The following is a 25,847-nucleotide window of genomic DNA, read 5'->3' as shown; positions in this document are numbered from 1 at the left end:
CGGTGTTGCGCCAGGAGGTGCTGTAGTTCCCGCCGGACCCCAGATCCATGGAGACCGTGCCCTGGCTGTCGGTCCAGAACGAAAAGAAGTAGCCGTTGTTGGTGCCGGTCTGGTTCGTGGTGACGGCAGCGTGGGCGACGCCGGGCAGCAGCGCCACAGCCGCGGCCAGCGCCACGGCGCAGGCCCGGACGACGAGCAGCCTGAGGCCGCCGCGTCTGCGGCCTGACCAGTGAACGGGAGCGTCGATCATGCGCGCTTCCTCCTCGTGAGGCTGAGGGGACAGGCACCGTGGGCTGGGGCGGCCGAAGTGACGGCCACCGCGCCGGCGCCGCGATTCCGAAAGTATCGGCGTAGTGGCGAAAGTATCGGACCACCTCGCCGCGTCGTCAACGTCACCCGAAACGATCCGGAAAAGTACATCCACCCGGCATCGCACGAGAGGAGGCATTCAGCCTGGTGGAAGGTATGGCGACGCGATCAACCGCTCGACGGACGGTTCGGCGGACGCTGAAAAGTTCAGCGGCCTTTCGGATCACGCTTCGGGGCCGGATGCGGCGGCGTGCGATGCCGGGGCGGGCGGAAGCGCGGGACCGGTTCTGTCGGGGTCGCGTGTCATACTCACCTGCGTGGTTGCGCGTACGCCCCAAAGGGTGCTGATCGGGCGTTCCGCAGAGCTCGATCGGCTCGTGGGCGTGCTCGACGCCGCCGCGGCCGGGCTCGCGGGGGTCGCCCTGGTGGGCGGCGACGCGGGGATCGGCAAGACCCGGATCGTCACCGAGCTGTGCGACCTCGCGCAGCGGCGGGGCTTCGTGACCCTCACCGGCCAGTGCGCCGAGCTCGGCGACGCCCTGCCCTACCTGCCGCTCGCGGACGCCCTGCGCGGCGCCGACGCCGACGGGCCGGTCGGTCCGGCCGTCACGGCCCGTCCCGCACTGCGGCGGCTGCTGCCCGGCGACGAGGCGGGCCCGGCGGAGGGGACCACCGGGGGGCTCGCCCAGCAGCGCCTGTTCGGGTCGGTGCTCGACATGCTGTCGGAGGTGGCCGGACGGCAGCCGGTCCTGTTCGTGTTCGAGGACCTGCACTGGGCCGACCGCTCGACCCGGGACCTGCTCGTCTTCCTCACCCGCATGCTGCAGCGCGAGCGGGTCTGCCTCGTCGGCACCTACCGCACGGACGACCTCCACCGCCGCCACCCGCTGCGTCCGGTCCTGGCCGAGCTGCGGCGGCTGCCGCTGGTCACCTCCGTCGAGCTGCCGCCGCTCGGCGACGACGAGATGGCGGAGTATCTCGCCGTCCTCGACCGGTACGGCGAGGGCCCCGCGGGTCCGGTGGCGGGACACGGCCTGACGACCGTCATCGAGCGCGCCGGGGGCAACCCGTTCTTCGCCGAGGAACTCCTGGCGGCCGGCGCCGAACGGGCTCGGCTGCCAGGAACGCTGGCCGACCTGCTGCTCGCCCGGGTGGAAACCCTGTCGGAGACCGCCCGTCAGGTGCTGCGGGTCGCCGCGGTTGCCGGCCGCCGGGTCGGCCACGACCTACTGCGCGACGCGACCGGGCTCGGCGACCTGCCGCTGGAGGACGCGCTGCGCGAGATCGTCTCGCAGCGGCTGCTCACGGCGGGCAGCGACGGTTACACCTTCCGGCACGCGCTCCTCCAGGAGGCCGTCTACGACGACCTGCTGCCGGGCGAGCGGACCCGCCTGCACACCGCGTTCGCCGCGCTGCTCGCCGAACGCGGCGGCGCCCCCGCCGAGCTGGCCCATCACCACCTCGCCGGACACGATCTGCCGGGCGCGCTGCGGGCGTCGGTGGAGGCCGGGCGGCTGGCCGCCGGGCTCGGCGCGCCGGCGGAGGCGCACCGGCACTTCGAGCGGGCGCTCGAGGTCTGGGACCAGGTGCCGGAGGCCGAACGGCTGGCCGGGGAGAACAGGGCGAGGATCGCGCTGGCCAGCGCCGCGGCGGCGGCCGCGGCCGGCGACTACCACCGGGCGGCGGAACAGGTGCGGCGGCTGCGCCGCGAGGCGAGCGACCCGGTCCTGATCGCGGAGACCGGCGAGCGGCTGTCCTACTATCTGGCGGACGCGGGCGGCGACGAGGCCGAGGCGATCGCGGCCGCCCGGGAGGCGGTGGACATCGCACCGCATAGCCCGCTGCTGGCCAGGGCCCTGGCCACCTACGCCCGCGCCCTCTTCAGGCAGTACCACGACGAGGAGGCGGCGGCGACGGCGTCCAGGGCGCTGGAGGTCGCGGAGGCGACCGGCGCCCACGACGCGGAGGTCAGCGCCCTCGTCTCGCTCGCCCTGATCGAGGAGGAGTTCGGGAGCAGCGTCGAGCACGCCGTCGACCTGCTCACGCGCGCCACCCGCCGCCCCTCGGGCGACCTGTCCATCGACCTGCGGGCGCGCTTCAACCTCGCCCGCATCCACTACGAGAACGGCGCCCTCGCGGTGGCCGCCCGCATCACCGAGGACGGCGTACGGCTCGCCGGGGAGACCGGGCTCACCTGGAGCACGTTCGGCACCGACCTGCGTTTCCTGCACTACCTGGTGCACTACGCCGACGGCGACTGGGACGCCGCGGAGCGGCTGGCGGGAGGGTTCGGCGTCCGGGTCGGCACCAGGGCCGAGGCCCAGCTGTCGTCGTTCGCCCTCTTCGCCGAGGTGGGCCGGGGGCGCCCTGGCGCCGACGAGAGACTGCGGTGGCTGTCCCGGTTCTGGCCGGATCCGCTGGTCGCGTACATGGCACGCGGCATGGCGGCCGAGCAGGCGCTGTGGCGCGGCGACCCGCAGACCGCGCTCGACCACGTCGACGCGATCGTCGCGGCGCTCGAGCCGTTCGATCCCAGTGTGATCCGCATCGCGGCCACCGGCCTGTGGGCGTTGGCCGACCTCGGCCGGGCCGGCGAGCCCTGCGACGACCTGCTGCGCCGGGCGCGGTGGGCGGCGGAGAACGGGCCGAACGGCCCGCGCGGCCGCCTGGGCCCGGAAGGGATCGCCTGGCTGGCCCGGGCGGAGGCCGAGTGGCACCGCGCCCACGGCACGGAGGACCCGGAGGTCTGGCGGCGCGCCACCGAGGCCTTCGGCTTCGGCTTCGTCTACGAGGAGGCGCGGTCGCGGTGGCGTCTGGCCGAGAGCCTGCTGCGGACGGGTGACCGCACGGCGGCCCGCGACGAGTGGGAGCGCGCAGTGCACGTGGCCGCCGCGCTGGGAGCCCGGCCCCTCCTGGAGACGCTCAGGGCGGTCGGGGCGCGGGCCGGATTCCCCGACCCGACGGCGGCCACCCCCACGGCCTCCCCCGCCGCCCACGACGGCGACGCACAGGAGATCGCCGCCGGTGAGCCGCCGAGAGCGGCACGGGAGCCGGGGCGGCTGTCCGCGCTCACCGCGCGCGAGCGGGAGGTGCTGGCCCACGTCGCGGGCGGCCTGGCCAACCGGGAGATCGGCGCGCGGCTGTTCATCTCGCAGAAGACGGTCAGCGTGCACGTCTCGAACATCCTGGCCAAGCTCGGCGTGACCAGCCGCACCCAGGCCGCCGCCGTCGCCCTGCAGGAGGGGCTGTCGCCGGGCGCCGCGGACGGAAATACTGTGTAATCGAGGCTTGGCGCCAGCAACAATTCCGGAGGTCAGCGGTGGCTCTGCAGATCGTTTCCGTCGTCGCGGGTGAGGAGCTCTCTTCGGGCACGCCGTACGAGTCCGTGAACCCGGCGCGGCCTTCGGAGACGGTGGCGACCATCCTGCTCGCCGGCGCGGACGACTTCGCCGGCGCCTGCCGCGCCGCGGCGGCGGCCCAGCGGGAGTGGGCGCGCGTCCCCGCGCCGGTGCGCGGACGGGTGATCGCGTCGATCGGCCGCCTGGTCGAGGCCAACACCGAGGCGCTGGCCCGGCTGGTGACCGAGGAGATCGGCAAGCCGTACGCCGAGGCGCTGGGCGAGGTCCGCGAGATCGTCGACACCTGCGACTTCTTCCTCGGCGAGGGCCGCCGTCTCTATGGGCAGACCGTGCCGTCGGAGATGCCCGACAAGAGCCTGTTCACCTTCCGCGTCCCGGTCGGCGTGGCGGCGGTCGTGACGGCGGGCAACTTCCCGGTGGCCGTCCCCTCGTGGTATCTGGTTCCGGCGCTGCTGTGCGGCAACACGGTGGTGTGGAAGCCCGCGGAGTACGCCGCGGCCTCCGCGCACGCGCTCTACCGGCTGTTCGCGGCGGCCGGACTGCCCGACGGCGTGCTCAACCTCGTCTTCGCCGACGGCGGCCAGACGTACGAGGGCCTTGATCGCGCGCTCGGCGAGGGCACCGTGCAGAAGGTCGGCTTCACCGGATCGAGCGCGGTCGGCCGGGCCGTCGGCGAGCTGTGCGGGCGGCACCTGCAGTCGCCCTGTCTGGAGCTCGGCGGCAAGAACCCGATGGTCGTCATGCCGGACGCCGATCTCGACCTCGCCGCCGAGGGCGCCCTGTTCTCCGGCTTCGGCACCGCCGGTCAGCGGTGCACCTCCCTCGGCACGGTCATCGTCCACGAGGACGTCCACGACGAGTTCCTGCGCCGGTTCACCGCCGCCGTGCGCGACGCGAAGATCGGCGACCCGAACGGCGACGTGCTGTACGGCCCGCTGCTCGATCACAAGTTCGCCGAGCGATACGAGGAGTACCTGGGCTGGGTCCAGCCGCACCACACCGTGCTGCCGGGCCCGGTCGGCCGGATGGACGGCGAGGGCCTCTACTACCACCCCGTGGTGGTGGACGGCGTCCGCCCCGACGACCGGCTGTTCCTGGAGGAGACGTTCGGCCCGATCGTGGGCGTGACGACGTTCTCCACCCTCGACGAGGCGATCGCCCTGGCCAACCGGTCGGGATACGGCCTGTCGTCGTCCATCTACACCACCGACCCGAAGGCGGTGTTCCGGTTCCGCGAGGGCGTGTCGGCCGGCATGGTCAGCGTCAACAACTCCACCTCCGGCGCGGAGGCCCACCTGCCGTTCGGCGGGAACGGCAAGTCGGGCAACGGCAGCAGGCAGAGCGGCATGTGGGTGCTCGACCAGTTCACCCGCTGGCAGGCGATGAACTGGGACTACTCGGGCCGCCTGCAGAAGGCCCAGATGGACGTGGCGGAGATCACGCCCGACCTGGGCTTCCGGCTCTGACCCGAGGACCGATCGCCGCCCCGCGACCCGCGGCCCTGACACGCGTGGGCACGCCGCCCGGTGACCACACCGGACGGCGTGCCCGTCACGTGCCTCGTCCGGATGCCTCAGGGCATCGGCCCCGGCACCGCCGCTCGCCCGTCACGCGGTGGAACGATCCCCGCGCGTGCTCAGTCGTCGTGGGGGTCGCAGGGGAAGCTCGCCGCTCCGGCGGTCATCTGGATGCCGCCGAGCAGGTGCTTCAGGAACAGCGGGTCGCTGTAGGCCTCCTTGGTGTGGCCCATGCCCGTGTACCAGGCACGCCCGCCGTCGTAGTTGTGGCACCAGGCGATCGGGTGGTCGCCCATGGCGCCGGAGCCGGGGTTGTAGGACGTCTCGTCGAGGGCGGCGAGCACCCGCACCCCGGCGTCGCGCGGGTTGGTGCGGTAGTTGTACCACTCGTCCCAGCGGTTCCAGCGGTTCGGCAGCCCGCGGTTGGACGCCGCGCCCTGGCCGACGATCTTCACCGTGGCGTACTGCTGTGCCGGGTGGTTGCGGAAGTAGGCGCCGACGAGGCCGCCATACCAGGCCCAGGTGTAGCCCGAGTCCCCGGCGGCGTGCACGCCGGCGAATCCTCCGCCGTTCTCGATGTAGCGCTCGAACGCCGCCTTCTGCTCGGGCTGGCCCAGCGGATCGCCGGTCGTGGACATGAAGACGACGGTCTGATACTTGGCCAGGTTCGCGTCGGTGAACTGGGTGGCGTCCTCCGTCACGTCCACCGCGAAGCCGTTCTCCTGACCGAGCTTCTGGATCGCCGCGACACCGGCGGGGATCGAGTCGTGGCGGAAGGCGGTGGTCTTGGAGAAGACCAGCACGCGGAACGCGGAGTCGTCCGCGCCGGCCGCGTGCGCGCTGACGCCGGCGAACGCCGGCGCGACGATCGCGGACAGCGCCGCCAGAGCGAGTAGTCGCTTACGTGACATGGGTGACAGTCCTCCATCTCGTGCGCCCTGGACGCCGTGGCCCACCTCCAGGGGTGGGTCACGGGTCCGGTGACGAAGGCGGGGTCGTGCGCCGGAAGGTGGCGACGGCCTCAAGTGGCCGCCAAGTTACCCTCTTTGGTCACGAGTGGGAAGAAGTTACATCCAAGTTTCAACGACTTTCGTTTGAGGTAGGACAAAGTCGTGACCGAATCAGAATTACTGCGGACAGTCCGTTCGCCCAGGTCCTCGCCGCGGCGTGAAGGACGGGTCAGCGCCGGCCCCGGAAGGTGCGCCGCAGGTCGTCCACCCACTCGCCGGGAATCTCCCAGGGGATGAAGTGGCCGCCGCGGTCGTGGGCGTTGAGGTTGACGAGGTTGTACCAGCCGGCGCGGTCGCCGTCGAGGAAGTGCCGCACCCGCTGGTCCGTGCTCACGCCGGGCGGATTCTCGTAGCCGACGAAGGTGATGCCGGTGGGGGCCTCGACGACCGGCTGCCGCTCGTGGGACGGGGTCCACGGGTAGCGGTTGTTGTTGGCGTAAGTCCGTATCGACGTGCCGATCGAGTTGGTCACCCAGAAGATCATGGCGTGGGTGAGCAGGTCGTCCTTGGTGAAGACGGTCTCGACGTCGCCGCCGTTGTCGCTCCAGTTCGCCCAGCGCTCCAGTATCCAGGCGAGCATCCCCGCGGGTGAGTCGGACAACCCGTGGGCGAGCGTGCTCGGGGCGAGCACATGCGCGGCGAGGTGGACGGCGAACCGCCTCTCCCACGCGACGACCTGGGCGTGGACGTCGGCGGGCAGGCCGTCGGGGATGGGCTTGCCGCCGCTGAGATCCCAGCCCCGGTCGCCGTTGAACAACGTGAGCTTCTGGCCCGACCCGATGTGGATGGCGTGCAGCTCGCCGGCGTACTTGTGGCCGAGCTGTCCGGTCACCATGGCTCCGACGTCGCAGCCCGCCGCGCCGTACCTCTCGTAGCCGAGCGTCTCGGTCATCAGCGTGTGCCAGAGGTCGGCGACCTTCCAGAAGTTCATGCCGAGGTGGCCCGGCAGTGGGGTGGAGAACCCGAAGCCGGGGAACGAGGGCACGATCACGTCGAACGCCTCGGCGGGGTCGCCGCCGTACGCGCCGGGGTCGGCCAGCGGATCGACGACCTTGGACCAGTGCCAGAACGTCCAGGGCCAGCCGTGGGTGAGGATCAGCGGTGTGGGGGCGGGACCGGCGCCGGGCCTGCGCATGAAGTGGACCGGCACGCCCTCGATCTCGACGCGGTAGTGCTCGTAGGCGTTGATCGCGGCCTCGGCCGCCCGCCAGTCGTAGCCGTCGCGCCAGTAGTCGACGAGTTCCCGCAGGTAGGCGGCGCTCACGCCGTAGCGCCAATCGTCGTTGCCCGCGTCGTCGGGCAGGCGGGTCAGCTCCAGGCGCCGCCGCAGGTCGGCGAGCACCTCGTCGGGCACGTGGATCGGCGCGGGCGCCAGCGGGAACGGCCGGGCCTCGGCGGACGGGGTGGTGGTGGGGTGCATCGTTCATCTCCTCGCACTGTCGCGCGGCGTGTCCGTGCCGGAGTCGCCCGCACAGGCTTCCCCTTCGATCGGTGAGTCTCCGATCGCGGTGGAGTGCAGTTCGACCATGCGGGCCAGCGCGGGCAGCGCCGCCGCGACGGCCGCCCGCTCCGCCTCCGTGAGCCGGTCGGCGAGCTCGGAGAGCCGGGCCATGCGCTCGGCGCGCCGTCCGTCCACGATCGCGGCGCCCGCGGCCGTGACGCTGACGAGGACCGCCCGGCCGTCCGACGGATCGGGGTGACGCTCCACCAGGCCCTCACGCTCCAGCTTGGTGACCATCTGGGTGATCGCCGACTGCGTGACCTGTTCGCTGCCGGCGAGTTCGGTGAGCCGCTTGGGGCCGTCGCCCGCCAGCGTGTGGAGGACGGACAGGGTCGTGAAGCTCAGCCGCCGCTCCGCGGGCAGCCGGATGTGCATGCGGGTGAAGTCTTCGAGCACGCGGGTCAGACCGGCGATGCTCAGCTCGGCGGACTCAGGCACGCGGCAACTGTATCAGAAACTTAATTAAGTTACTGAAGTTAATAACGGGCCGGAAAACGCCGATCCCCGGCGGGCCGTGCCCGCCGGGGATCGGATCGCAGAACGCCTCAGGCCTCCGGGCCTCGCCTGCCGTCGTAGCCGAGCAGCCGCATCGCGACCTCGGGGTCCATGGCCGCCGCGAGCAACTGCGCCCGTTCGGCCGCCCGGTCTCTGGCCTCCTCGGCCCGCCGCCGCCCCGTCTGATGGGACCGGACCAGCAGGGCCGCGACCGCGATGCCGCCGATCACCGCGACCAGCGCGACGGCCAGCAGCACGGCCGTGCCGGCGGGCACGCCCCCGACGGCGGCGGCGGCGGCCCCGGCGCCGGCCGCGCCCCGCGGCGAGGCGAAGAGCAGCACCCCCAGCAGCGTGAGCAGCACCACCGCCACGACGACGCCGACGACCGCCCACAACGCGCCGTACGACGTGCGGGACCGCGCGCCGGGCGCCCCCCCGAGCAGCGGGGCCGGGGAGACCGGTGGCTGCGTGCCGTTCCAGGGCACGAAGTCCGGCTGCGCCACGCCGGGCTGCACCCCCGGGGCGTGCCCGTTGCCGCCGGCCAGGCCGTTCGGCGACGGGGCGACCAGCACCGGCGCGGCGCCGCCCGAGGACGCCGCCACGACCGACGCCTCGATCACCCGCGTCCGGGGCAGCGGAAGCTCGACGGGGACCTCGCTGTGCGCCTTGTGGGCCGCCGCCGCGGCCGTGTGGTATGCCTCGATCTCCTCGTAGAACTCGTCGGAGGTGTAGGCGCTGCCGTCGATGAGCGGGCCCATCCTGCCCTCGATGACCGCGACCACGTCGTCGCCGTTGAGCGTCTTGTGCTGTTCCAGCGCGTGCGCGACCGACAGCACCTCGCGGCGGTTCTCGCGCAGCAGCTCGGCCGTCTTCTCCAGAAGCCGGCTGAGGTTGAACTCGATGCGCTCGGGGAGCATGTCGGGCACCATCTCGTCGCGCCCGCCCGCCGGAGTGCCGGTGAAGCCGGTGCCGCCGCCCCCGGGCTGCGGCTGGGCCGCCTTGCCCTCGCGCAGGCCGAGCTCCTGCAGCGCCGGCAGCGAGGCCACCCCGATGCCCATGCCCCAGTGGGCCTCCATCAGCCCGGTGATCGCGGTGGCGCTCTGCAGGTCGCCGGAGACGCCGGAGGAGTTGTCCTCGCCGAAGAACATCCGCTCCCCCGCCAGCGAGGCGAGGGACACCATGATGTCGGCCTCGTACTCCGACTTCCACCGGGTGAACTGGTCCTCCGGCTTGATGCTGGCCACCATGCCGAGGTAGTCGGCGCCCTTCTCGATCGTCGCCAGGTCGATCTCCAGGTGGTGACGGGTGCGGTAGGCGGCGACCGCGTGGCACGCCTCGTGCACCGCGACCGCGTGCCGCTCACGCTCGATGTACTCGACGTCCTCGGGCGGCCCGAGCTGCTTGAGCCGCTTGGCCCGCATGACGTCCGACCAGGTGATGGTCTCGCGGCCGTCCCGGATCGCGGTGATCAGCGACTCGTTGACCAGGTCCTTGATCGTCGCACCTGTGGCGTACGGCGTGATCGTGGCCAGCTTGTCGATCTGCTCGTCGGTGAGCTGGTGGCTGACCTTGTCGAAGTAGCCCTTGTACGTGCGGATCCGGCCCGCCTTCGAGGGATAACCGACCTTGTAGATGCGGTCGATGCGGCCGGGCCGCAGCAGCGCATCGTCGAGGGCCTCGGGCAGGTTGGTGGCCATCATGATGAGGATGCGGTACTTCGGCGGCGGCTTGGGCCGCATACCGAGCAGCCTGCGCACGTAGCGGTTGACGAAGCCGCGCGGCTTCTTCAGGCCGGAGATCTCGGTGAGCAGAGCCTCCAGTGTCCCCATGCCGCCACCGCCGCCGCCCATGCCCGCGCCGTACATCACGCGGTTGACGAAGGCGCCGGTGCGCGGCGTCCGCGGGCGCGCGGCCTCGGCGGCCGGACCGGCGGCGTGACGGCCGAGCGCGGTGCGGGTGTGCGGGTCGAGGTAGGCGAAGCCGTTGCAACCGGAGCCCTCGAACGGCGCCGGCACCGACCTGCCCCACCCGCCGGGGCCGCCCTGCGCGAGGGCGCCGCGGTTGCCGAGCGAGTCGGCCTCGTCGAAGAAGACGATGACGCCGCCGTACCGCAGGGCCAGCTTGCGCAGCTTGCGGAACAGCGACTTGACCTTCAGGACGCCGACGCCGAAGAACATGTTGATGAACGCGCCCGGGTCGACGAACACGTACGGCTTGCCGGTCGAGCCCGCGACCGCCTCGGCCATCAGCGTCTTGCCGGTGCCGGGCGGGCCCCACAGCAGGATGCCGCTGGGCACGTAGCCGCCCCTGGCCTCGATCTCGTCCGGCTTCTCCAGGAAGACGATGTTCTCCTTGACCCGCTCGACGACGTGGTCCTGGCCCCAGACGTCGGAGAAGCGGGTCTTGATGTCGTCGGGGTAGTAGACGTCGACGCCGCCCCGCGACAGGAACCAGAAGATCGCCACGAACTGCCCGACCGCGACCACCATGATCAGCACGAGCTGCAGGACCATGGGGAGGAAGCCCCACACGGTGGCCGGCACGCTGTACAGCGCCTCCAGCGGCGAGACCTGCTGCAGCTTGCCCAGCACCAGCGCGATGACCGCGATCCAGACGACCCACTTGACGGCCCGCGCGATGCGGTAGCGGTTCCAGTCGTTGAACCTGCGGTGGGTCCAGCGGTTCCAGCCGCCGAAGACCTTCTGCGTCCAGAACCGGTGGTAGCCGGCCGAGCGCTCGCTGATCAGGAAGTGGATCTGCCGGACCACCTCGATGCCCGCAAGCCAGAGCACCCAGGACGCGTCCCGGACGGTCATCACCAAGGCGTCGTAGAGGGAGATGATGCCCTCGTACGTGGCGATCTGGTTCCAGAGCAGCACGCCGAACGCGACGGCGAGCAGGATCAGGAACTTGGTCCGGTCCCACAGCGGCAGACGTTTCCTGGTGCGGGGGTCGCGGTCCACCGGACCCGACCCCGGCTCGCGAAGCCCCTCGTGGTGCTTCGGTGGGAGGGCCGTGCTCATATGAGGGGCTCCTTCACGGGTTGATGAGGTGCTTGACCTTGAAGGACTTGACGACGGCGGCGATCTCCGTGGCCCGCTTTCTGTAGCAGGCGGGCGAGCAGCGGATCAGGAGGGTGGAGACCGTCGTCCCGTCGGCCGACAGATAGGCGGTCTTGTCGAACGTCTGCACCGGCCCGTCCAGCAGGCTGTAATTGAAGACGCTGTGCGTTCCCCGCACACCGTCCGTGACCGGCAGCACCTCGTCGTCCAGCAACTCGAAGCCCGACAGGCCTTGCGTCTCCAATTGCTTCCGCTGTTCCTCGGGCACCGCCACCGGCATCAGAGCGGAGTTGCGCAGATCGTTGAGCGACACCGCGTTCTGCGCGTCCTCGCTGAGCTTCTCCACCCTGGCCAGCACGAACGGTTCGTCCTCGGCGCCTGCTGAGCCCTGCAGCAGATGCCCGAGGGACGGATTGGCGTGAGCGTCGAAGGCCGTCGTCCACACCGCCTGCTTCGCGAGCTGGGCGGTGGCCGACTCGGCGTCACCGAAGAACTCCTTGTCGAGTGTCTTCTGGTCGATCTGCCGCCATGACGCGGGGACCTTGAAGTAGGTGCCGCCCGAGTCGTCGCGTACGTAGGTGTATTCGGCGCCGGCACAGCCGGACAGCACAGAGGCGGCCACCGCCGCCCCCACGACCGTTCCCACCACCCCGGTCCTTACCCGCGGTCTTTCCACCAGGGCCCAACCTCCGCTTTGCGGGTCTACGAGGTAGTAGTGCCCGTTTTCCAACTATCTCTCAACGGTAAATCTGCGATGGGCCGGAAAACTAGACCGAATCTTTCTCGAATCTTGGCTCTTCCTGTTATACGGAGGCTGCTCGCGTCAGCGGCCGGCGCCGGCACCCGCCCCCGGTGGCCCTCAGATTGCGATACCCAATGGACGACCGGCGAAAGCAGGGGAAGACCCGCGCGGTGAGATCGGCGACTGTCGGATGAGCAGATCATGTAACGCCTGACTGCCTCGAACACGACAACTTGATGCATGCCGTCAGGAATCACCGTGGGAGGGCTGGCGTACATGAAGCAGGTCTACGAAGAAGACGGCACCGGCGAGGGGCCGGACGGCTTCTTCGGGGTGACGGCGGAGCGCATGTTCTCCGAGGTGTGGTCCCGGCAGGTCCTCACGGTCAGGGAACGGCGGTTGCTGCTGCTCGGCCTGCTCGTCGGCCAGGACATGGACGACATGCTCGAACTGCACCTCGACACCGCCCTGCGCTCGGGCGAGCTGACCCCGGCCGAACTGCGCGAGACGGTCGTGTTCCTCACCCTGTACGCCGGGTGGCCCCGTGCCGCCCGGCTCAGCGCGAAGGTGGAGGAGCTGATCAGCCGCGCCGCCGGGGTGTGACCGCCGCTACGGGCCGGACGGGTGGACCCGTGCGCTGGGTACGCTGCCGTCATGCCCACCGCACTCATCACCGGCGCGACCGCCGGGATCGGCGCCGCCTTCGCGCGCCGCCTGGCCGCCGACGGATTCTCCCTGGTCCTGGTGGCCCGCGACGAGGAGCGGCTCGCCGCCTCCGCCGAGGCCCTGCACAAGCGGTACGGCGTGCCGGTCGAGCCGCTGCACGCCGACCTGACCACCGAGGAGGGGATGGCGGCGGCCGAGGAGCGGCTGCGCTCCGGCATCGACCTGCTGGTCAACAACGCCGGGTTCGGGCACCCCGGGGGCTTCCTCGACACCCCCGTGGAGGACGAGGTCCGGATGCTGCGGCTGCACTGCGAGGCGGTGCTGCGGCTGACCCGGGCGGCCCTGCCGTACATGATCTCCAAGAGGCGGGGCGGGGTGATCAACGTGGCCTCGGTCGCGGCGTTCCTCCCCGGCGGCACCTACAGCGCCACGAAGTCGTGGGTGGTGAACTACAGCGCCTCGGCGGCCAACATGGTCAACCGGCACGGCGTGCGGGTGATGGCGCTGTGCCCGGGGTTCGTGCGGACCGAGTTCCACGACCGGGCCAAGCTCGACATGTCCGGCCTGCCGCGCTTCGCGTGGCTGTCGGCCGACCGCGTCGCCGCCGACGCGATGCGCGACCTGGCCCGCGGGGCCTGGGTGAGCGTCCCGTCGGCCCGTTACAAGGCGGTCGCGGCGCTCGCCAGGCTCCTGCCGCTCAACCTGGTCGGCCGCATGGCGAGGCTGCGCTACCGCTGACTCACAGCCGCTCGACGTTCGGGCCGCGGCAGCGGCCCCGGGTGTCGAAGACGAACCGGCTCGCCCGCTGGACCAGGTCGTAGTCGTAACAGTCCTGCCCGCCGAGCACGACGACCGCGTCGGCCCTGGCCATCTCCGCGGCATCCGGCTCGACCACCTCGACCCCGGCCGGCACGACGAAATCGTCGGCACGCGGATCCGCGGCCCGCACCCGGGCGCCGAGCCGGCACAGCGTCTTGGCGACCTCGACAGGCGACAGCCCGAGCAACAGGATCCTGCTGCCCCTGAGCGAGCGGCACCTCCGGTTGAGCGCGAGGCCGAGCCGGTCGACCACATGGGCGGGCATGTGCGCGTTGACGTCGTTGGCCGCCTCGACCAGCCGGAATCCCCGTCCGACGCCGCGCCGGATCCCCCACGGCAGGTACGCCACGTCGAGCGGTAGGCAGGAGTCCTCGAGCCCGGGGCAGGGCGCCACGGCGGCGTGCCCGAAGGGCGTGGAGGCGGCGGCCTCGACCGCCTCCCACACGTCGACGCCGACGTGCGCGGCGAAGACCGACAGCTCGTTCGCCAGGGCCGCGCCGACGTGCGCGCGGGCGCTTTCCAGCAGCGCGCACAACTCCGACACCCGGGGCGAGGAGACCGGCACGGTTTCCCGCACCAGCCTGCCGTAGAAGTCCGTCACCGCCCGCAGCGAGGCCGCGTCGACGCCCGAGACGACCTTGGGCGTGTTGCCGAGCCGCCAGCGCGGATTGCCCGGCTCGGCCCGGTGCGGGCTGTGGCCGAGGTGGAAGTCGTCTCCCGCGCACAGGCCCGACCCCTGTTCGAGCAGCGGCCGTACGAACTCCTCCGTGGTGCCGGGATAGGCGGTGCCCTCCAGCACCACGGTCGCCCCCGGCCGCAGGAACGGGGCGATCCGGCCGGCGGCCGAGCCGAGCGGGCCGAGGTCGGGCGCGCCGTTCCGCATGCGCACGGGCGAGGTGAGCACGCAGACGTCGAACCCGGAGGCGTCGGCCGCGTCGGCGCTCGCCGCGTACCGGCCGGAGGCGTGCGCGCCTGCCAGCGCGGCGGCGCCGACGCCCTCGGCGCACGGCTCCCCCGCGTTCAGCCGCTTGACCCGCCACTCGTCCTCGTCGAGGCCGACGACGCGGAATCCCGCCTCCACGGCACGCATCGCCAGGGGCAGCCCGGCCGGGCCCTGGCCCACGACCACCAGCTTCTCCGCCACGCTACGAACTGTAGGAGCGACCCCGCCGCCGCCCCCGGGATTGGCGGACGGGACGGCTGTAAGGCTTGGGTACGGATAGGGAAAAGTCTCTTCCGGCGGCGTCCGGGCGCCCCGTCGGCGGTGGGACCGCGGACTAGCTTCTCCGACATGATCAGGGAGGAGCCAGCATGAAACCGGACGACCGGATTCGTGTCATGGAGATAATCGCCCGGATGAACGTGAGCGGTCCCGCCACCCAGGTCACCGGGTTGTGCGAGCGGCTCAGCCCGGAGGAGTTCGACCACCGCCTGTACACCGGATACGTCGACGGCGGCGAGGGCGACCACCTGCAGCTTCGCGACGTGACGATCCCGGTCCACCGGGTGCCGGGCCTCGGCCGTGCGATCAAGCCGGCCGACGATTACCGGGCCCTGTTCCGGCTGACGAACGCGATGCGCGAGTTCAGGCCGCACATCGTGCACACCAGGACCACCAAGGCGGGCGCGCTCGGCCGCCTCGCGGTGCGGCTGTCGGGCGTCGAGGCGGCCCGGGTGCACAGCTATCACGGCCACCTCCTCGACGGACAGCTCTCCCGCCTGCGGCGGGCCGTCTACGTCCGCACCGAGCGCCGGCTGGCGAGGATGACCGACCGCCTCGTCACGGTCGGCGCCCGGGTGCGCGACGACCTCCTCGCGGCCGGGATCGGCCGGCCCGAGCAGTACGTCGTCATCCCGCCCGGCGCCGGGCTCGCCCCGCTGCCCGAGCGTGCCCGGGCCCGCGCCGCGCTGGGCGTCCCACTGGACGCGCCGGTCGTGGCATACGTCGGTCGGCTGAAGAAGGCCAAACGGCCCGACCGGCTCGCGGAGGTCGCCAGGGCGGTCCTGGCCCGGCTGCCCGGTGCCCGGTTCCTCGTCTGCGGCAGCGGCGAGCTGAAGGAGGAGGTGGAGCGGGCCGTCATGCCGATGTGGGAATCCTTCCGGCTGCTCGGCTGGCGGCGCGACGTCGAGACCGTGTACGCCGCGGCCGACGTGGTGCTGCTCACCTCCGACAGCGAGGGCACGCCGCTGGCGCTCGTGGAGGCCGGCATGGCGGGCCTGCCGGTGGTGGCCACCAGCGTCGGCAGCGTTCCCGAGGTCGTCATGGACCGCCGCACGGGGTTCCTGACCGAGCCGGACCCGGACGAGATGGCCGACCACGTCGTACGGCTGCTGGTGGACCCCGGCCTGGCGCGGCGGATGGGCGAGTCGGCCCGCGCGTGGACCGGGCGGGCGTTCTGCGTGGACCGGCTGGTGGCCGACACCGAGGCCCTCTACCGGGCGCTGCGCGGCGCGACGCGGTCGGAGGTGGGCAGCCGATGACGCCCCTCCCGGCGCTGGCGCCCGCGCTCGCGGGAGCGGTCGCCTGCCTGCTCGCCGCCGCGGGCCTGCGGCCGGTGCGGCGTGCGGTCCCCTATCTGGGCGGGGTGACGCTGGCGGCGGCCACGGCGGGCGCCGCGGTGACGGGCACGATGACCGCCGTGGGCCCGCTCGACCGGCGGGTGAGCGCGGTCCTGCTGGCCGCCGCCGCGGTGGCGCTGCTCGGGCTCATCGCGGACGTGGGCGCGCTGCCGCTCGTCACGCGGCTCATCGTGGAGTCGGTGGCGGCGGGCGGGGTCGTGCTGTGCGGAGTGCAGGTGACGCTGACGGGCGACTGGCTGGACGGCCCGGTCAGCGTGATGTGGATCGTCGCGATGACCAACGCGTACGGGCTGCTCGACCGGCTCGGCGGCGCGCTGGCCGCGGTGGCCGCCGTCACCGGCGCGTTCCTCGCCGGGACGGCGCTCGTGCTGGGCGACCCGCCCCTCGCGGCGCTCGCGGCCGCCCTGGCGGGGGCGTGCCTCGGCGCCCTCCCGTACGGCAGGGCGCGGGGCAGGGTCAGGCTCGGGCCGTCCGCCTCGCTGTTCGCCGGGTTCGTCCTGACCTGCACGGCCGCCGGGCTGACGGCCGGACGCGGCACCGCCGTGGTCGCGGCCGGGCTGCTGCTGCCGGCGCTGGCCGCGATCGTGGGGGCCGGGGCGTACGCCGCCCGCGGTTCGCGGCGGGCGGGCCGGCCGGCGGGACCGTCACGGAAGGCGGCGCCCGCGCTGTGCGGTGTTTCGGCCGGCACCGGGACGGCCGGGCTCGCGGTCGCGCTCGGCTGGGTGCCCGCGAGCGCCGCGGCGACGGTCACCGCCGCGACCGTCACCGCGCTGCTTTTCTACGCGCGCCCGCGGCGGGCGTGGACGTCCTTGTGGATGCCGGCCGGTGACGACCGGCAGCGCGGACGCGTGCCGCGCCCGCGCTCCGCCGGAACCCCCCCGCCGCCCGTAGTACGGCGGGGGTGACCCGGGTCAGCGGCCGATGTTGGCCTCGTGGCCGATGGACAGGCCCGAGTCGACGTCGAAGAAGTGCAGGTTGTGCGTGTCGACGACCAGCTCGATCTCCTGGCCGGGACGGACGTGGCTGCGGGCGTTGACACGCGCGGTCCACAGCGACTTGTCGCCGGTCAGCGGGAGCGTCGTCTCCTCGTCGTCGCCGTCGTGGGCGGCGGCCACGGTGTCCTTGTGCTCGACCGGCGGGGCGTCGATCGTGAACAGGACGTTGATCTCCGAGCCCAGCTCCTCGGTGACGTTGGCGCGGACCGGGATGCGCACCCACCCGGCGCCGTTGCCGCTGGCCGAACCGGCGTCCTCGAAGTCGGAGGGCCGGATGCCGAGGATGATCTTACGGCCGATGTAGCGGTCGAGGCCCGGCTTCTCGGCGAAGGTCGAGTCGGGGACGGGGAGGCGGTAGCCGGCGAAGGCCACGGCCGCGCCGCCGTTGTCGCGGATCAGCTCGGCGTAGGTGAAGTTCATGGCCGGGGAGCCCATGAAGCCGGCGACGAACAGGTTGACCGGGTTGTCGAACAGGTTCTGCGGGGTGTCCACCTGCTGGAGGACGCCGTCGCGCAGGACGCAGACGCGGTCGCCGAGGGTCATGGCCTCGACCTGGTCGTGGGTGACGTACACGGTCGTGACGCCGAGGCGCTCGTGGAGCTGGTTCAGCGAGGCGCGCATGGAGACACGGAGCTTGGCGTCCAGGTTGGACAGCGGCTCGTCCATGAGGAAGGCCTGGGGCTCGCGGACGATGGCGCGGCCCATCGCGACACGCTGGCGCTGACCACCGGACAGGGCGGCCGGCTTGCGCTTGAGGTACTGCTCCAGGCCGAGCATGCGCGCGGCGTCGTTGACCCGCTTCTGGATCTCGGTCTTCGACATCTTGCGCAGCTTGAGGCCGAAGGCGAGGTTCTCCTCGACCGTCATGTGCGGGTACAGCGCGTAGTTCTGGAAGACCATGGCGATGTCGCGGTCCTTCGGAGGAAGGTGGTTCACGACACGGTCGCCGATGACGATCTCGCCGCCGCTGATGTCCTCCAGGCCGGCGATCATCCGCAGGGCGGTGGACTTGCCACAGCCCGACGGGCCGACCAGCACCATGAACTCGCCGTCCTTGATCTCCAGGTTGAGGCCGTTCACGGCCTTCACCCCACCCGCGTAGATCTTGTCGACGTTGTTCAGAACGATAGAAGCCATGCCAGTCCTTCGCGCTTCCGAGACAACAAGAAGAAGTGGATACGTTTTCAAGACTGTCCCGTGAAATACCGCCTATTGTCAAGATTTCGGAGACACAACCCATGGAATCATGATGGAATCGTTTCCATGAGTGGTCCAGCGCAGCGGCGAATAACGATCAAGGAAGTGGCGGAGGCGGCCGGGGTCGGGATGGCCACCGTGTCCCGGGTCCTGTCGGGCGGCTCGGCGAGCGCCGAGACCCGCGAGAAGGTGCTCGCCGTGGCGGCGCGGCTCGACTACCGGCCGAGCGCGCTGGGACGCAACCTGAGGCGCCAGCGGACGGGCGGCATCGGCCTGCTGGTCCCCGACATCACCGACAGCTTCTACGCGCGGCTGACCGACGGCGTGCTGTCGTGCGCGCGCTCGTACGGCGAGCCCGTCACGGTGGGGGTCACCGGCGACGATCCCGAACGGGAGGCCGAGCTGATCGGCACGCTCATCGAGCAGAGCATGGACCGGCTGATCGCGGTGCCGTCCGGGGACGGCGAGATGTGGGCTCCCGCGCTGCGCGCGGGGCTGAACGTCGTGTTCGCCGACCGGCGGGTGCGCGCGGACGTGCCCAGTGTGGTGCCCGACGACCGGGCGGGGGTGCTGACGGCCGTCGAGTACCTGGCCGGGCTGGGCCACCGCAAGATCGCCTATCTCGGCCGGCACGGGCAGTCGCAGCGGGTCGCCGCGTTCGGCGCCGCGGTCGCCTCGCTGGGCCTGCCCGCCGACCGGGATCTGGTCGTGCACGCCCGGTCGAGCCGCGACTCCGCCTACGCCGCGGCCGCGGGCCTGCTGCAGCACCGGCCGGACGTCACCGCGGTGATCGCGGGCGGCAACGTGCTCGGCGAGGCGGCCGTGCTGGCCGCCCGCGAGCTGGACGTGCGCATCCCCAGGGACGTGTCGCTCATCATGTTCGACGACGTGCCCTGGGCCGAGCTGTGCTCCCCGCCGCTGACCGTGATCGCCCAGCCGGCTCAGGACATCGGCTACCGCGCCGCCGAGCTGGTGCTGCGGCAGGGCAGGCGTCCTCCGACCGTCACGCTGCCCACCCAGCTCGTCGTACGGGCGAGCTGCGGGCCCAAGGTCTCGGTCCCTAGGCGATGACCTTCTCGATCGCCTCGGCGATCTCCGGGGCCTCGGGGACGACGCGGGGGCGGAACCGGGCGACCACCTGGCCGTCGGCGGCGACCAGGAACTTCTCGAAGTTCCACTGGATGTCGCCCGCCTCGCCCTCCACGTCGGGGGTCTCGGTCAGCCCGGCGTAGAGAGGATGCCGCCCCGGGCCGTTGACCTCGGTCTTCTCCAGCAACGGGAAGTCCACGCCGTAGGTCGTGGAGCAGAACTCCTTGATCTCCTCCGCCGAGCCGGGCTCCTGGCCCATGAACTGGTTGCAGGGCACGCCGACGACGGTGAACCCCCGGCCGGCGTACGCCCGCTGGAGCGCGACCAGGCCCTCGTACTGCGGGGTCAGCCCGCACCTGGACGCCACGTTGACCACCAGGGCGGCCCCGCCGCCGAGCAGGTCGCCGAGGGTCGTGCCCTCGCCGTCGATCGTGGTCACCGGAATATCGAGAACGCTCATGTCCGCACCCTAAACGAGCGTCCCGTCCGTTCTCGCCGCAGGGCACGCCGTGCACGGTAAGCCGCGCCTCCGGGAACGGTCGGCGTTGGGGGGCGGATCGGCAAAGAACCGTCCGCGAGGTGTCGCGGATGCCGCCGGGGAGGCGGGCGGCCGTATTTCAATCCGCGTGAGGACCCGTCGCGGTGCCCGCCGGAAGCTCTTGGTGATCCGGTGCGGGCCGAGCGGACGGCGGCGCCCACGCCATGGGCGCGCGGCCGCGCGGCGGGCGCCACGCGCGCCCGCCTTCCGCACGCGACCCGACGACAAGGACCGATTTGGACAGCAGAAGCGTTCTACGCAACACAGTCGCCGCCGTCATCGCGGCCACCGTCACCGGTGGCGGAAGCGGAGTGGCGTGGGCCGACGAGTGGGCCGCCGCGGAGCGGACCGGGGAGAGCGTGCGGCCCGTCACCCACGTCGGAGTGTGGACGACGCGGGTGGCGGCGCAGCCGCCCCGGTTCCGCCAGGCGCCGGCGAAGATCCGCAGCAAGGCGTACGCCTTCCGGCTCGTCACCCGCCACACCTGGTCGGGCGAGCAGTTCCAGTGCCTGGACAGCCTGTGGACCAGGGAGAGCAACTGGGACCACCGGGCCTACAACCAGGGCTCGGGCGCCTACGGCATCCCGCAGGCGCTGCCCGGGCGGAAGATGGGCTACGTCGCCAGCGACTGGCGGTTCAACCCGCAGACCCAGATCAGGTGGGGGCTGCGGTACATCAAGGGCCGCTACGGTTCGCCGTGCGGCGCCTGGGGCCACTTCCGGTCCCACAACTGGTACTGACCCGGGCGGAGGCGCCCGGCGGCCTACTGCCGGGCGCCTCCATGACCGGCCCGCTCGCCGCCCCGCTCGCCGGTCCCGCGGCCGGCCTGCGCGTCCGCCCGTGCGGCGGCTCGTACGGCCATCGCCTGGACCAGCAGTTCCAGGCCGAACTCGAACTCCTCGTCGTGGTCGCAGGAGTCCAGATGCGGCCGCAACTCGCTCACCACGGGGAACAGCGCGGGGTCCACCTCGGCGATGACCGCGTCGGCCCGCACAGGGGCGAACGTGGGGGTCACCCCCACCTCCCGCAGCAGCGAGCCGACGACGTACGCGATGAACATGCGCAGCATCCGGACGGCCTCCCGGCCGTCGAAGCCCGCCTCGCGCAGGGTCGCCAGGGCGCGCTCCACCGGGAGGAGGCCCGCGGTCGAGCTCAGCTGCCTGCTCACCACGACCATCGTGGACCGGGGATAGTGGTGGGCGATGCGCCGGAAGGCCCGCGCCTGGATGCGCACCCGCTCGGTCCAGTGGGCGGACGGGTCGTCGGTGAAGCCGATCCGCGACAGCACGTCCTCGGCGACCGCGTCGAGCAGCGCGGCCTTGCTGGGCACGTGGTTGTAAAGCGACATGACGCCGACGCCGAGTTCCGCGGCGATCCTGCGCATCGAGACGGCGTCGGCGCCCTCTCTCTCGATGAGCTCCACGGCGGCGGCCACGATGCGGTTGCGGTTGAGCATGACCGAATCCTCTCTCGCCGCGCACGGTCGCCCGTCCATTGACGTACGTACAGCGTACGTGACACTCTCACAGGGATACGTACGGTGTACGTCAAGGGAGGTCCCCCGTGTCGACCCACGAGCTCTACACCATCCCCGCCGAGCTGTCCACGTGGGACGTGGAGATGACCGGAGCGGCCCGGTTCACCTGGGAGTACGACGACGGCAGGGACCGCATGCTCGCCCTCTACCAGAAGGGCAAGGACAAGCAGTGGGACTCCGTCAAGCGGATCGACTGGGACCTCGAGGTCGACCCCTACGACGTGCTCGGCATCCCCGACACCACGCTCGCCATCTACGGCTCTCCCCTGTGGGACCGCATGGACCGCCGGCAGCGCGACGAGGTGCGCAGGCACAACGCCGCCTGGCAGTTCTCCCAGTTCCTGCACGGCGAGCAGGGCGCGATGATCTGCTCGGCCCGGATCGTCGAGTCGGTGCCCGACCTCGACTCCAAGTTCTACGCCGCCACCCAGACGATGGACGAGGCGCGGCACGCCGAGACGTACGCGCGGTTCCTGCAGGAGAAGGTCGGGCTCGCCTACCCCATCAACGAGCACCTCAAGGCGCTGCTGGACAGCACGCTGAACGACTCCCGGTGGGACATGCCCTACCTCGGCATGCAGGTGCTGATCGAGGGCCTGGCCCTGGCCGCGTTCGGGGTGATGCGCGACATCACCACCAAGCCGCTGCCCAAGCAGATCCTCGCGTACGTGATGCAGGACGAGGCCAGGCACGTGGCGTTCGGCCGGATGGCGCTGCGCGACTACTACCGGAACCTGTCCGACGCCGAGTTGCGCGAGCGCGAGGACTTCGTGATCGAGGGGTGCTACCTCATGCGCGACCGGCTGCGCGGCGAGGAGATCTGGGAGACCGTCGGCCTGTCGCGGCAGGAATCCGCCGAGGCCATGGAGTGCGTGGACCGGTCGGAATACCTGCGGCTGTTCCGTTCGCTGCTGTTCAGCCGGATCGTCCCCTGTGTGAAGGACATCGGCCTGTGGAGCCCCCGCCTGCGGAAGGCGTACGCCGACATGGGCGTGCTCGACATGGCCGGGCAGAGCCTCGACGCGCTGATGCGGCAGGACGAGGAGATCGCCGAGCGGCTCGACGCCGAGCGCTTCGCCCGCGAGGAGGAGGAACGGGCGGAGGAGGTCGCCGGGACCATCGCCGCCGCGGGCGACTGACCGCGGCTCACATCGTGGTCGTCACGACCGTGGACGCCGGCCAATCGATCGGCGAGATTCGCGATCCTTGTCCCCATATATGGGGAATCCTTGCCATACTCCGTCTTCGTGACTGTGGAGTTGACGCGGAGTGGCCGCGGGTCTCGCCGGATCACGGTCGTGGCGATCGCCGCGGTCGTCTTCCTGCTCGCCGGCGTCGGCGCTTACGCCGTCGCCTCCGACGTTCGCGAGCAGGACACGAAATACTGCGGCCACGACTGCGTTCCCGGCCTCGAGATCGGCACCGTGGTGGAGGCGCTGCAGGGCCGGGGGCACACCTGCGCCGACAAGAGACAGTTCTGGTCCTGTGAGCTGAGAATCGGCAAGGTCCGGTTCGAAGCGGACCTCTTCCGCGCCGTCAACGTGGCGGACTTCTACGAATACATCAGCAAGGTCGAGGCCAGGATCATCAACCCGGACAGCACTACGGCGGCGGCCGGGTTGGACTACATGTCGTGGTTCGCGATGCTGCCCCACCGTGACGATCCCTCGACGGTCAAGAAGGTCGACGGCTGGCTGGCCGAGCAGATCGCGGGCGACGGGGATGTGGCCTTCATTCTCGACTGGGAGTACGCGCTGGAGCGGAAGGCGAACACCCGATCCATCGAACTCACGATGAAGAGGAGACATTGATGGCGGCTCCACCCGGCTGGCCGTACTCTCCCGACGGCAGGTTCTGGTGGGACGGCGCCGCCTGGCAGCCGGTGCGGACGCCGCCGCCTCCCGGAACACCCGCCCAGCAGGGCCTCACCGCGCCGCCGCCTCCCTGGCCTGCGACCGGTCACCCGTCCGCGGCCTCGCCCGGACCGCAGACACCCGGGCCGCAGACACCCGGGCCGCAGGCGGCTCAGCCGTACGCCGTCCAGCAGACGCTCCCGTACACGCCCCCCGGAACCGGGGTTCCCGCTCCGGCCCCTTCCGACGCCGGCCCTCGGCCCCGCCGGGCGGGAACCGCGGTATTCGTGCTGGTCACTTCGGGTACGCTGATCGCGGCGCTGGCGCTGGGCGGGGTCGCCGGCGGTGCCGTCGGCCTGGCGACCACCGAACCGGTGACGGACGCCCCCGCGCCTTCCTTCCCCGGGAGGTTCCCCACGGGAAAGCAGCGGTACCTGCCCAAGGTGACGCTCGACATGGTCGCGGTGAACTGGCTCCAGGCGGCCAATTCGTGGAGATGCGCGAGGTCCGCGGCCTCCGACCCGCTGACCGGCGCCAAGATGGGGATGATCTGCCGTCCCGGCGACGCCGCCAGGCTCCATATGTCCGTCTATATCTGGTACGACGGGCCGGACAAGGTGCTGTCCGTGAAAGCCCGCTGCGATCTCGGCGTCAGATCGAAGGCGTGCACGAGCCTCTTCTCGATGATGGCGGGCACTCTGCTTTCTCCCGATCGGACCCTGCGCGGGCAGGCGGAGGCGTGGGCGGGGAAGAACGCGGGCAAGGCGGCGGTGACGGCCATCGGCGGCGTCCGGCTGGAGACCAGCCCGCGCCCGCACAGCATGGAAGCCGTGCCGGCGATCTGAAAGATCCTGCCGGCCACGATTCCCCTCGGTGACCCGCCGTTCCGCGTGACGGCACGGACGAGCGAGCGGGCCGCGCGGGAGCGACGTCCCTTCCGGCTCCCGCCGGACCGGTGGGTTCACGCGGCCAGTACGAGCACCGCGACCAGCGCCGCGGCGGCGACGGCCAGCGCGCCCGCCCAGGCGACGCGGGCGTCCAGCCGGTGGTCGAGCGGACGCCCGTGCCGGAGCGTCCGCTCCAGGGCGCGGTGCCGCCTCCCGGTGCGCAACAGCAGGACCGCCCCGGCCAGCGCGGCCGCCGCGAAGGGGACGGCGAGGCCGGGCAGGTCGTGACGGACCATGATCCCCGCCGCTCCGACGGCCGAGCCCGACATGGTCACGGCCGTGCGGACCCAGGCCATCCGGGTCCGCTCGCTGTGCAGGCCCGGCCTCGGCTCGCCGCTCACGCGCCGCTCACCGTGCCAGGAGGATGAGGAGCAGGGCCAGGACGGCCACCCCGGCCACGCCGTACCCGAACATGGGGGCCAGGGCGGGCGGCGGGAGCGCGCGGTCCTGCCGGAGCGCCCGGTCGATGTGCCGCCAGCGGGGATAGGCCGAGCCCGCCGCCACGGCGGACAGCAGCACGAGCACGACGGCGAGCAGCGTGCGCACCCACGGCACGAAGACGTCCTCGGGAACGACCGCGATGGCGATGCCGCCCGCGCTCAGCGCGAGGGAGGTGCTGATCCAGGTGAGGAACGTGCGCTCGTTGGCGAGGACGAAGCGGGGGTCGGGTTCGTTCTCTTCCATACGAGAACGCTATTTCTGCCCCTTTTCCCCTAGATTTGCCGGGTTGCCACTTCTTAGGGTCGTCTCTTTTACGAGAGATGGGACGACGCCACACGCGTTGTCGTGGCGATCAGGTGACGCAGCCTGTCCTCCGACTCCGAACCGGGCTCTGCGGCGAACAGGTCCATCCCCTGCAGCTCGGGGTCGCCGGGCAGGCCGACGAGCTCGGCGGACAGCCGCAGCTCGCCTGCGACCGGGTGGTCCAGCACGTAGTCACGGTGTGTCGCGACGGCCACGTGATGCTCGTGCCACAGTTTCCCGAACTCGGGGCTCTGCCGGCAGATGGTGTCGACGTGCTCCATGATCTCCGCGTTCTGCGGGTGACGCGCGGCCAGGACGCGGAGCTGGGCCACGTGCTCCCGGGCCAGCCGCGGCCACCCCTCGCCGTGCATGCGCCTGAACCCCTCGTCCAGGAAGATCAGGTGGGCGATCGTCCTGCGCTCTTCCGGGATCGCGGCGAAGTCGGCGAACACGGCGGCCGCCGGCCTGTTCCAGGCGACCACGTCGGCGTGCCGCCCGAGGACGAGCGCGGGGGTGAGCACCAGCGAGTCCAGGACACGCCGCAGCCCCGGCCTGATCGGGGCCTGCGCGACGTCCTGGCGCCGATGCGCCGGGCGGGCCAGCGCGTGCAGGTAGGCCCGCTCGTCCCCGGTGAGCCGCAGCACGTCGGCGATCGCGTCCAGCACCTCGGCCGAGACGTTCCGGCTGTTGCCCTGTTCCAGGCGCGTGTAGTGACTGACGCTGACCCCCGCCGCGAGCGCCAGCTCCTCGCGGCGCAGGCCGCGCACGCGCCGCGTCCCGTTGCCCTTGTAGGGCAGGCCGACGTCCTCCGGCCGCACCCGCGCTCTGCGGGACTTGAGGAACTCGCTCAGCTCGACCCCTCGATCCACGGTCGTCCAGCCTAGGCG

Annotated in this window: 23 protein-coding genes and 1 pseudogene; 11 read left to right on the top strand and 13 right to left on the bottom strand. The window is 71.8% G+C overall.

The window, feature by feature from the left end:
• Positions 1-250: pseudogene (locus HHX35_RS36880) on the bottom strand (glycoside hydrolase family 11 protein); the annotation flags it as partial.
• 376 nt (positions 251-626) lie between these two features.
• On the opposite strand from HHX35_RS36880, the gene HHX35_RS36875 reads away from it, so the two are divergent.
• Both HHX35_RS36875 and HHX35_RS36870 read left to right on the top strand, forming a co-directional pair.
• Positions 627-3,590: a helix-turn-helix transcriptional regulator gene (locus HHX35_RS36875; RefSeq protein WP_182903232.1), complete on the top strand. Its 2,964-nt coding sequence runs from the start codon at positions 627-629 to the stop codon at positions 3,588-3,590.
• 38 nt (positions 3,591-3,628) lie between these two features.
• On the top strand, positions 3,629-5,134 hold the full coding sequence (locus HHX35_RS36870; RefSeq protein WP_182903231.1) for an aldehyde dehydrogenase family protein: 1,506 nt from the start codon (positions 3,629-3,631) through the stop codon (positions 5,132-5,134).
• A gap of 170 nt (positions 5,135-5,304) precedes the next feature.
• Here HHX35_RS36870 and HHX35_RS36865 read toward each other — a convergent pair whose 3' ends face one another.
• The 5 genes from HHX35_RS36865 to HHX35_RS36845 all read right to left on the bottom strand — a co-directional run bounded on the left by HHX35_RS36865 (position 5,305) and on the right by HHX35_RS36845 (position 11,899).
• The gene (locus HHX35_RS36865; protein WP_182903230.1) at positions 5,305-6,096 is read right to left on the bottom strand and encodes a ThuA domain-containing protein; all 792 of its coding nucleotides are present in this window, start codon (positions 6,094-6,096) and stop codon (positions 5,305-5,307) included.
• A 268-nt stretch (positions 6,097-6,364) separates the two neighbouring features.
• Positions 6,365-7,615 (bottom strand): epoxide hydrolase family protein, encoded by a 1,251-nt coding sequence (locus HHX35_RS36860; protein ID WP_182903229.1) that lies wholly within the window; start codon positions 7,613-7,615, stop codon positions 6,365-6,367.
• 3 nt (positions 7,616-7,618) lie between these two features.
• Positions 7,619-8,134, bottom strand: coding sequence for a MarR family transcriptional regulator (locus HHX35_RS36855; protein WP_310739550.1), 516 nt, complete (start codon positions 8,132-8,134; stop codon positions 7,619-7,621).
• 107 nt (positions 8,135-8,241) lie between these two features.
• Complete coding sequence (locus HHX35_RS36850; protein ID WP_182903228.1) at positions 8,242-11,214, bottom strand: AAA family ATPase; 2,973 nt, start codon at positions 11,212-11,214, stop codon at positions 8,242-8,244.
• A 13-nt stretch (positions 11,215-11,227) separates the two neighbouring features.
• Positions 11,228-11,899, bottom strand: coding sequence for a hypothetical protein (locus HHX35_RS36845; RefSeq protein ID WP_182903227.1), 672 nt, complete (start codon positions 11,897-11,899; stop codon positions 11,228-11,230).
• A gap of 336 nt (positions 11,900-12,235) precedes the next feature.
• Here HHX35_RS36845 and HHX35_RS36840 point away from each other — a divergent pair, with 336 nt between their 5' ends.
• Positions 12,236-12,598, top strand: coding sequence for a carboxymuconolactone decarboxylase family protein (locus tag HHX35_RS36840; protein ID WP_182903226.1), 363 nt, complete (start codon positions 12,236-12,238; stop codon positions 12,596-12,598).
• Between the two features lie 51 nt (positions 12,599-12,649).
• Positions 12,650-13,399 (top strand): SDR family oxidoreductase, encoded by a 750-nt coding sequence (locus tag HHX35_RS36835; protein WP_182903225.1) that lies wholly within the window; start codon positions 12,650-12,652, stop codon positions 13,397-13,399.
• A 1-nt stretch (position 13,400) separates the two neighbouring features.
• On the opposite strand, the gene HHX35_RS36830 is transcribed toward HHX35_RS36835, so the two are convergent.
• Positions 13,401-14,624, bottom strand: coding sequence for a nucleotide sugar dehydrogenase (locus HHX35_RS36830; RefSeq protein ID WP_182903224.1), 1,224 nt, complete (start codon positions 14,622-14,624; stop codon positions 13,401-13,403).
• 167 nt (positions 14,625-14,791) lie between these two features.
• Between HHX35_RS36830 and HHX35_RS36825 the strand changes: the two genes are divergently transcribed.
• Both HHX35_RS36825 and HHX35_RS36820 read left to right on the top strand, forming a co-directional pair.
• Positions 14,792-15,961 (top strand): glycosyltransferase, encoded by a 1,170-nt coding sequence (locus HHX35_RS36825; RefSeq protein WP_182903223.1) that lies wholly within the window; start codon positions 14,792-14,794, stop codon positions 15,959-15,961.
• Positions 15,958-16,965, top strand: a complete 1,008-nt coding sequence (locus tag HHX35_RS36820) for a hypothetical protein (RefSeq protein WP_182903222.1) — start codon at positions 15,958-15,960, stop codon at positions 16,963-16,965. The genes HHX35_RS36825 and HHX35_RS36820 overlap by 4 nt, the downstream gene beginning before the upstream one ends.
• Before the next feature lie 6 nt (positions 16,966-16,971).
• Here the strand turns inward: HHX35_RS36820 and HHX35_RS36815 are convergent, their stop codons facing one another.
• The gene (locus HHX35_RS36815; RefSeq protein ID WP_139574818.1) at positions 16,972-18,192 is read right to left on the bottom strand and encodes an ABC transporter ATP-binding protein; all 1,221 of its coding nucleotides are present in this window, start codon (positions 18,190-18,192) and stop codon (positions 16,972-16,974) included.
• Positions 18,193-18,318: 126 nt separating this feature from the next.
• On the opposite strand from HHX35_RS36815, the gene HHX35_RS36810 reads away from it, so the two are divergent.
• Positions 18,319-19,323 carry a LacI family DNA-binding transcriptional regulator gene (locus HHX35_RS36810; protein ID WP_182903221.1) on the top strand — a complete coding sequence of 335 codons (1,005 nt, stop codon included), beginning with the start codon at positions 18,319-18,321 and terminating at the stop codon, positions 19,321-19,323.
• On the opposite strand, the gene HHX35_RS36805 is transcribed toward HHX35_RS36810, so the two are convergent.
• Positions 19,313-19,801 (bottom strand): glutathione peroxidase, encoded by a 489-nt coding sequence (locus HHX35_RS36805; RefSeq protein ID WP_182903220.1) that lies wholly within the window; start codon positions 19,799-19,801, stop codon positions 19,313-19,315. The genes HHX35_RS36810 and HHX35_RS36805 overlap by 11 nt on opposite strands.
• Positions 19,802-20,115: 314 nt before the next feature.
• Between HHX35_RS36805 and HHX35_RS36800 the strand changes: the two genes are divergently transcribed.
• The gene (locus HHX35_RS36800) at positions 20,116-20,619 is read left to right on the top strand and encodes a lytic transglycosylase domain-containing protein (RefSeq protein WP_182903219.1); all 504 of its coding nucleotides are present in this window, start codon (positions 20,116-20,118) and stop codon (positions 20,617-20,619) included.
• A 23-nt stretch (positions 20,620-20,642) separates the two neighbouring features.
• On the opposite strand, the gene HHX35_RS36795 is transcribed toward HHX35_RS36800, so the two are convergent.
• Positions 20,643-21,335, bottom strand: coding sequence for a TetR/AcrR family transcriptional regulator C-terminal domain-containing protein (locus HHX35_RS36795; RefSeq protein WP_182903218.1), 693 nt, complete (start codon positions 21,333-21,335; stop codon positions 20,643-20,645).
• Between the two features lie 107 nt (positions 21,336-21,442).
• Between HHX35_RS36795 and HHX35_RS36790 the strand changes: the two genes are divergently transcribed.
• The 3 genes from HHX35_RS36790 to HHX35_RS36780 all read left to right on the top strand — a co-directional run bounded on the left by HHX35_RS36790 (position 21,443) and on the right by HHX35_RS36780 (position 24,114).
• Positions 21,443-22,555 (top strand): ferritin-like domain-containing protein, encoded by a 1,113-nt coding sequence (locus HHX35_RS36790; protein WP_182903217.1) that lies wholly within the window; start codon positions 21,443-21,445, stop codon positions 22,553-22,555.
• Between the two features lie 108 nt (positions 22,556-22,663).
• A complete protein-coding gene (locus HHX35_RS36785; protein ID WP_182903216.1) occupies positions 22,664-23,227 on the top strand; it encodes a hypothetical protein in 564 nt (187 codons plus the stop codon).
• On the top strand, positions 23,227-24,114 hold the full coding sequence (locus HHX35_RS36780) for a hypothetical protein (protein WP_182903215.1): 888 nt from the start codon (positions 23,227-23,229) through the stop codon (positions 24,112-24,114). The genes HHX35_RS36785 and HHX35_RS36780 overlap by 1 nt, the downstream gene beginning before the upstream one ends.
• Before the next feature lie 116 nt (positions 24,115-24,230).
• On the opposite strand, the gene HHX35_RS36775 is transcribed toward HHX35_RS36780, so the two are convergent.
• The 3 genes from HHX35_RS36775 to HHX35_RS36765 form a co-directional block, all read right to left on the bottom strand.
• Complete coding sequence (locus tag HHX35_RS36775; protein ID WP_310739549.1) at positions 24,231-24,557, bottom strand: DUF202 domain-containing protein; 327 nt, start codon at positions 24,555-24,557, stop codon at positions 24,231-24,233.
• Positions 24,558-24,564: 7 nt separating this feature from the next.
• Positions 24,565-24,900 carry a YidH family protein gene (locus HHX35_RS36770; RefSeq protein ID WP_142562835.1) on the bottom strand — a complete coding sequence of 112 codons (336 nt, stop codon included), beginning with the start codon at positions 24,898-24,900 and terminating at the stop codon, positions 24,565-24,567.
• A gap of 68 nt (positions 24,901-24,968) precedes the next feature.
• Positions 24,969-25,829, bottom strand: a complete 861-nt coding sequence (locus HHX35_RS36765) for a helix-turn-helix domain-containing protein (RefSeq protein WP_182903214.1) — start codon at positions 25,827-25,829, stop codon at positions 24,969-24,971.
• Positions 25,830-25,847 lie beyond the last annotated feature (18 nt).

Source organism: Microbispora sp. H10830 (assembly GCF_014161375.1).
In the GTDB taxonomy this organism is placed as follows: Bacteria; Actinomycetota; Actinomycetes; order Streptosporangiales; family Streptosporangiaceae; genus Microbispora; species Microbispora catharanthi.
Note: the sequence above shows the minus strand (reverse complement) of the source record. Positions and strands in the feature narration are given on the sequence as shown.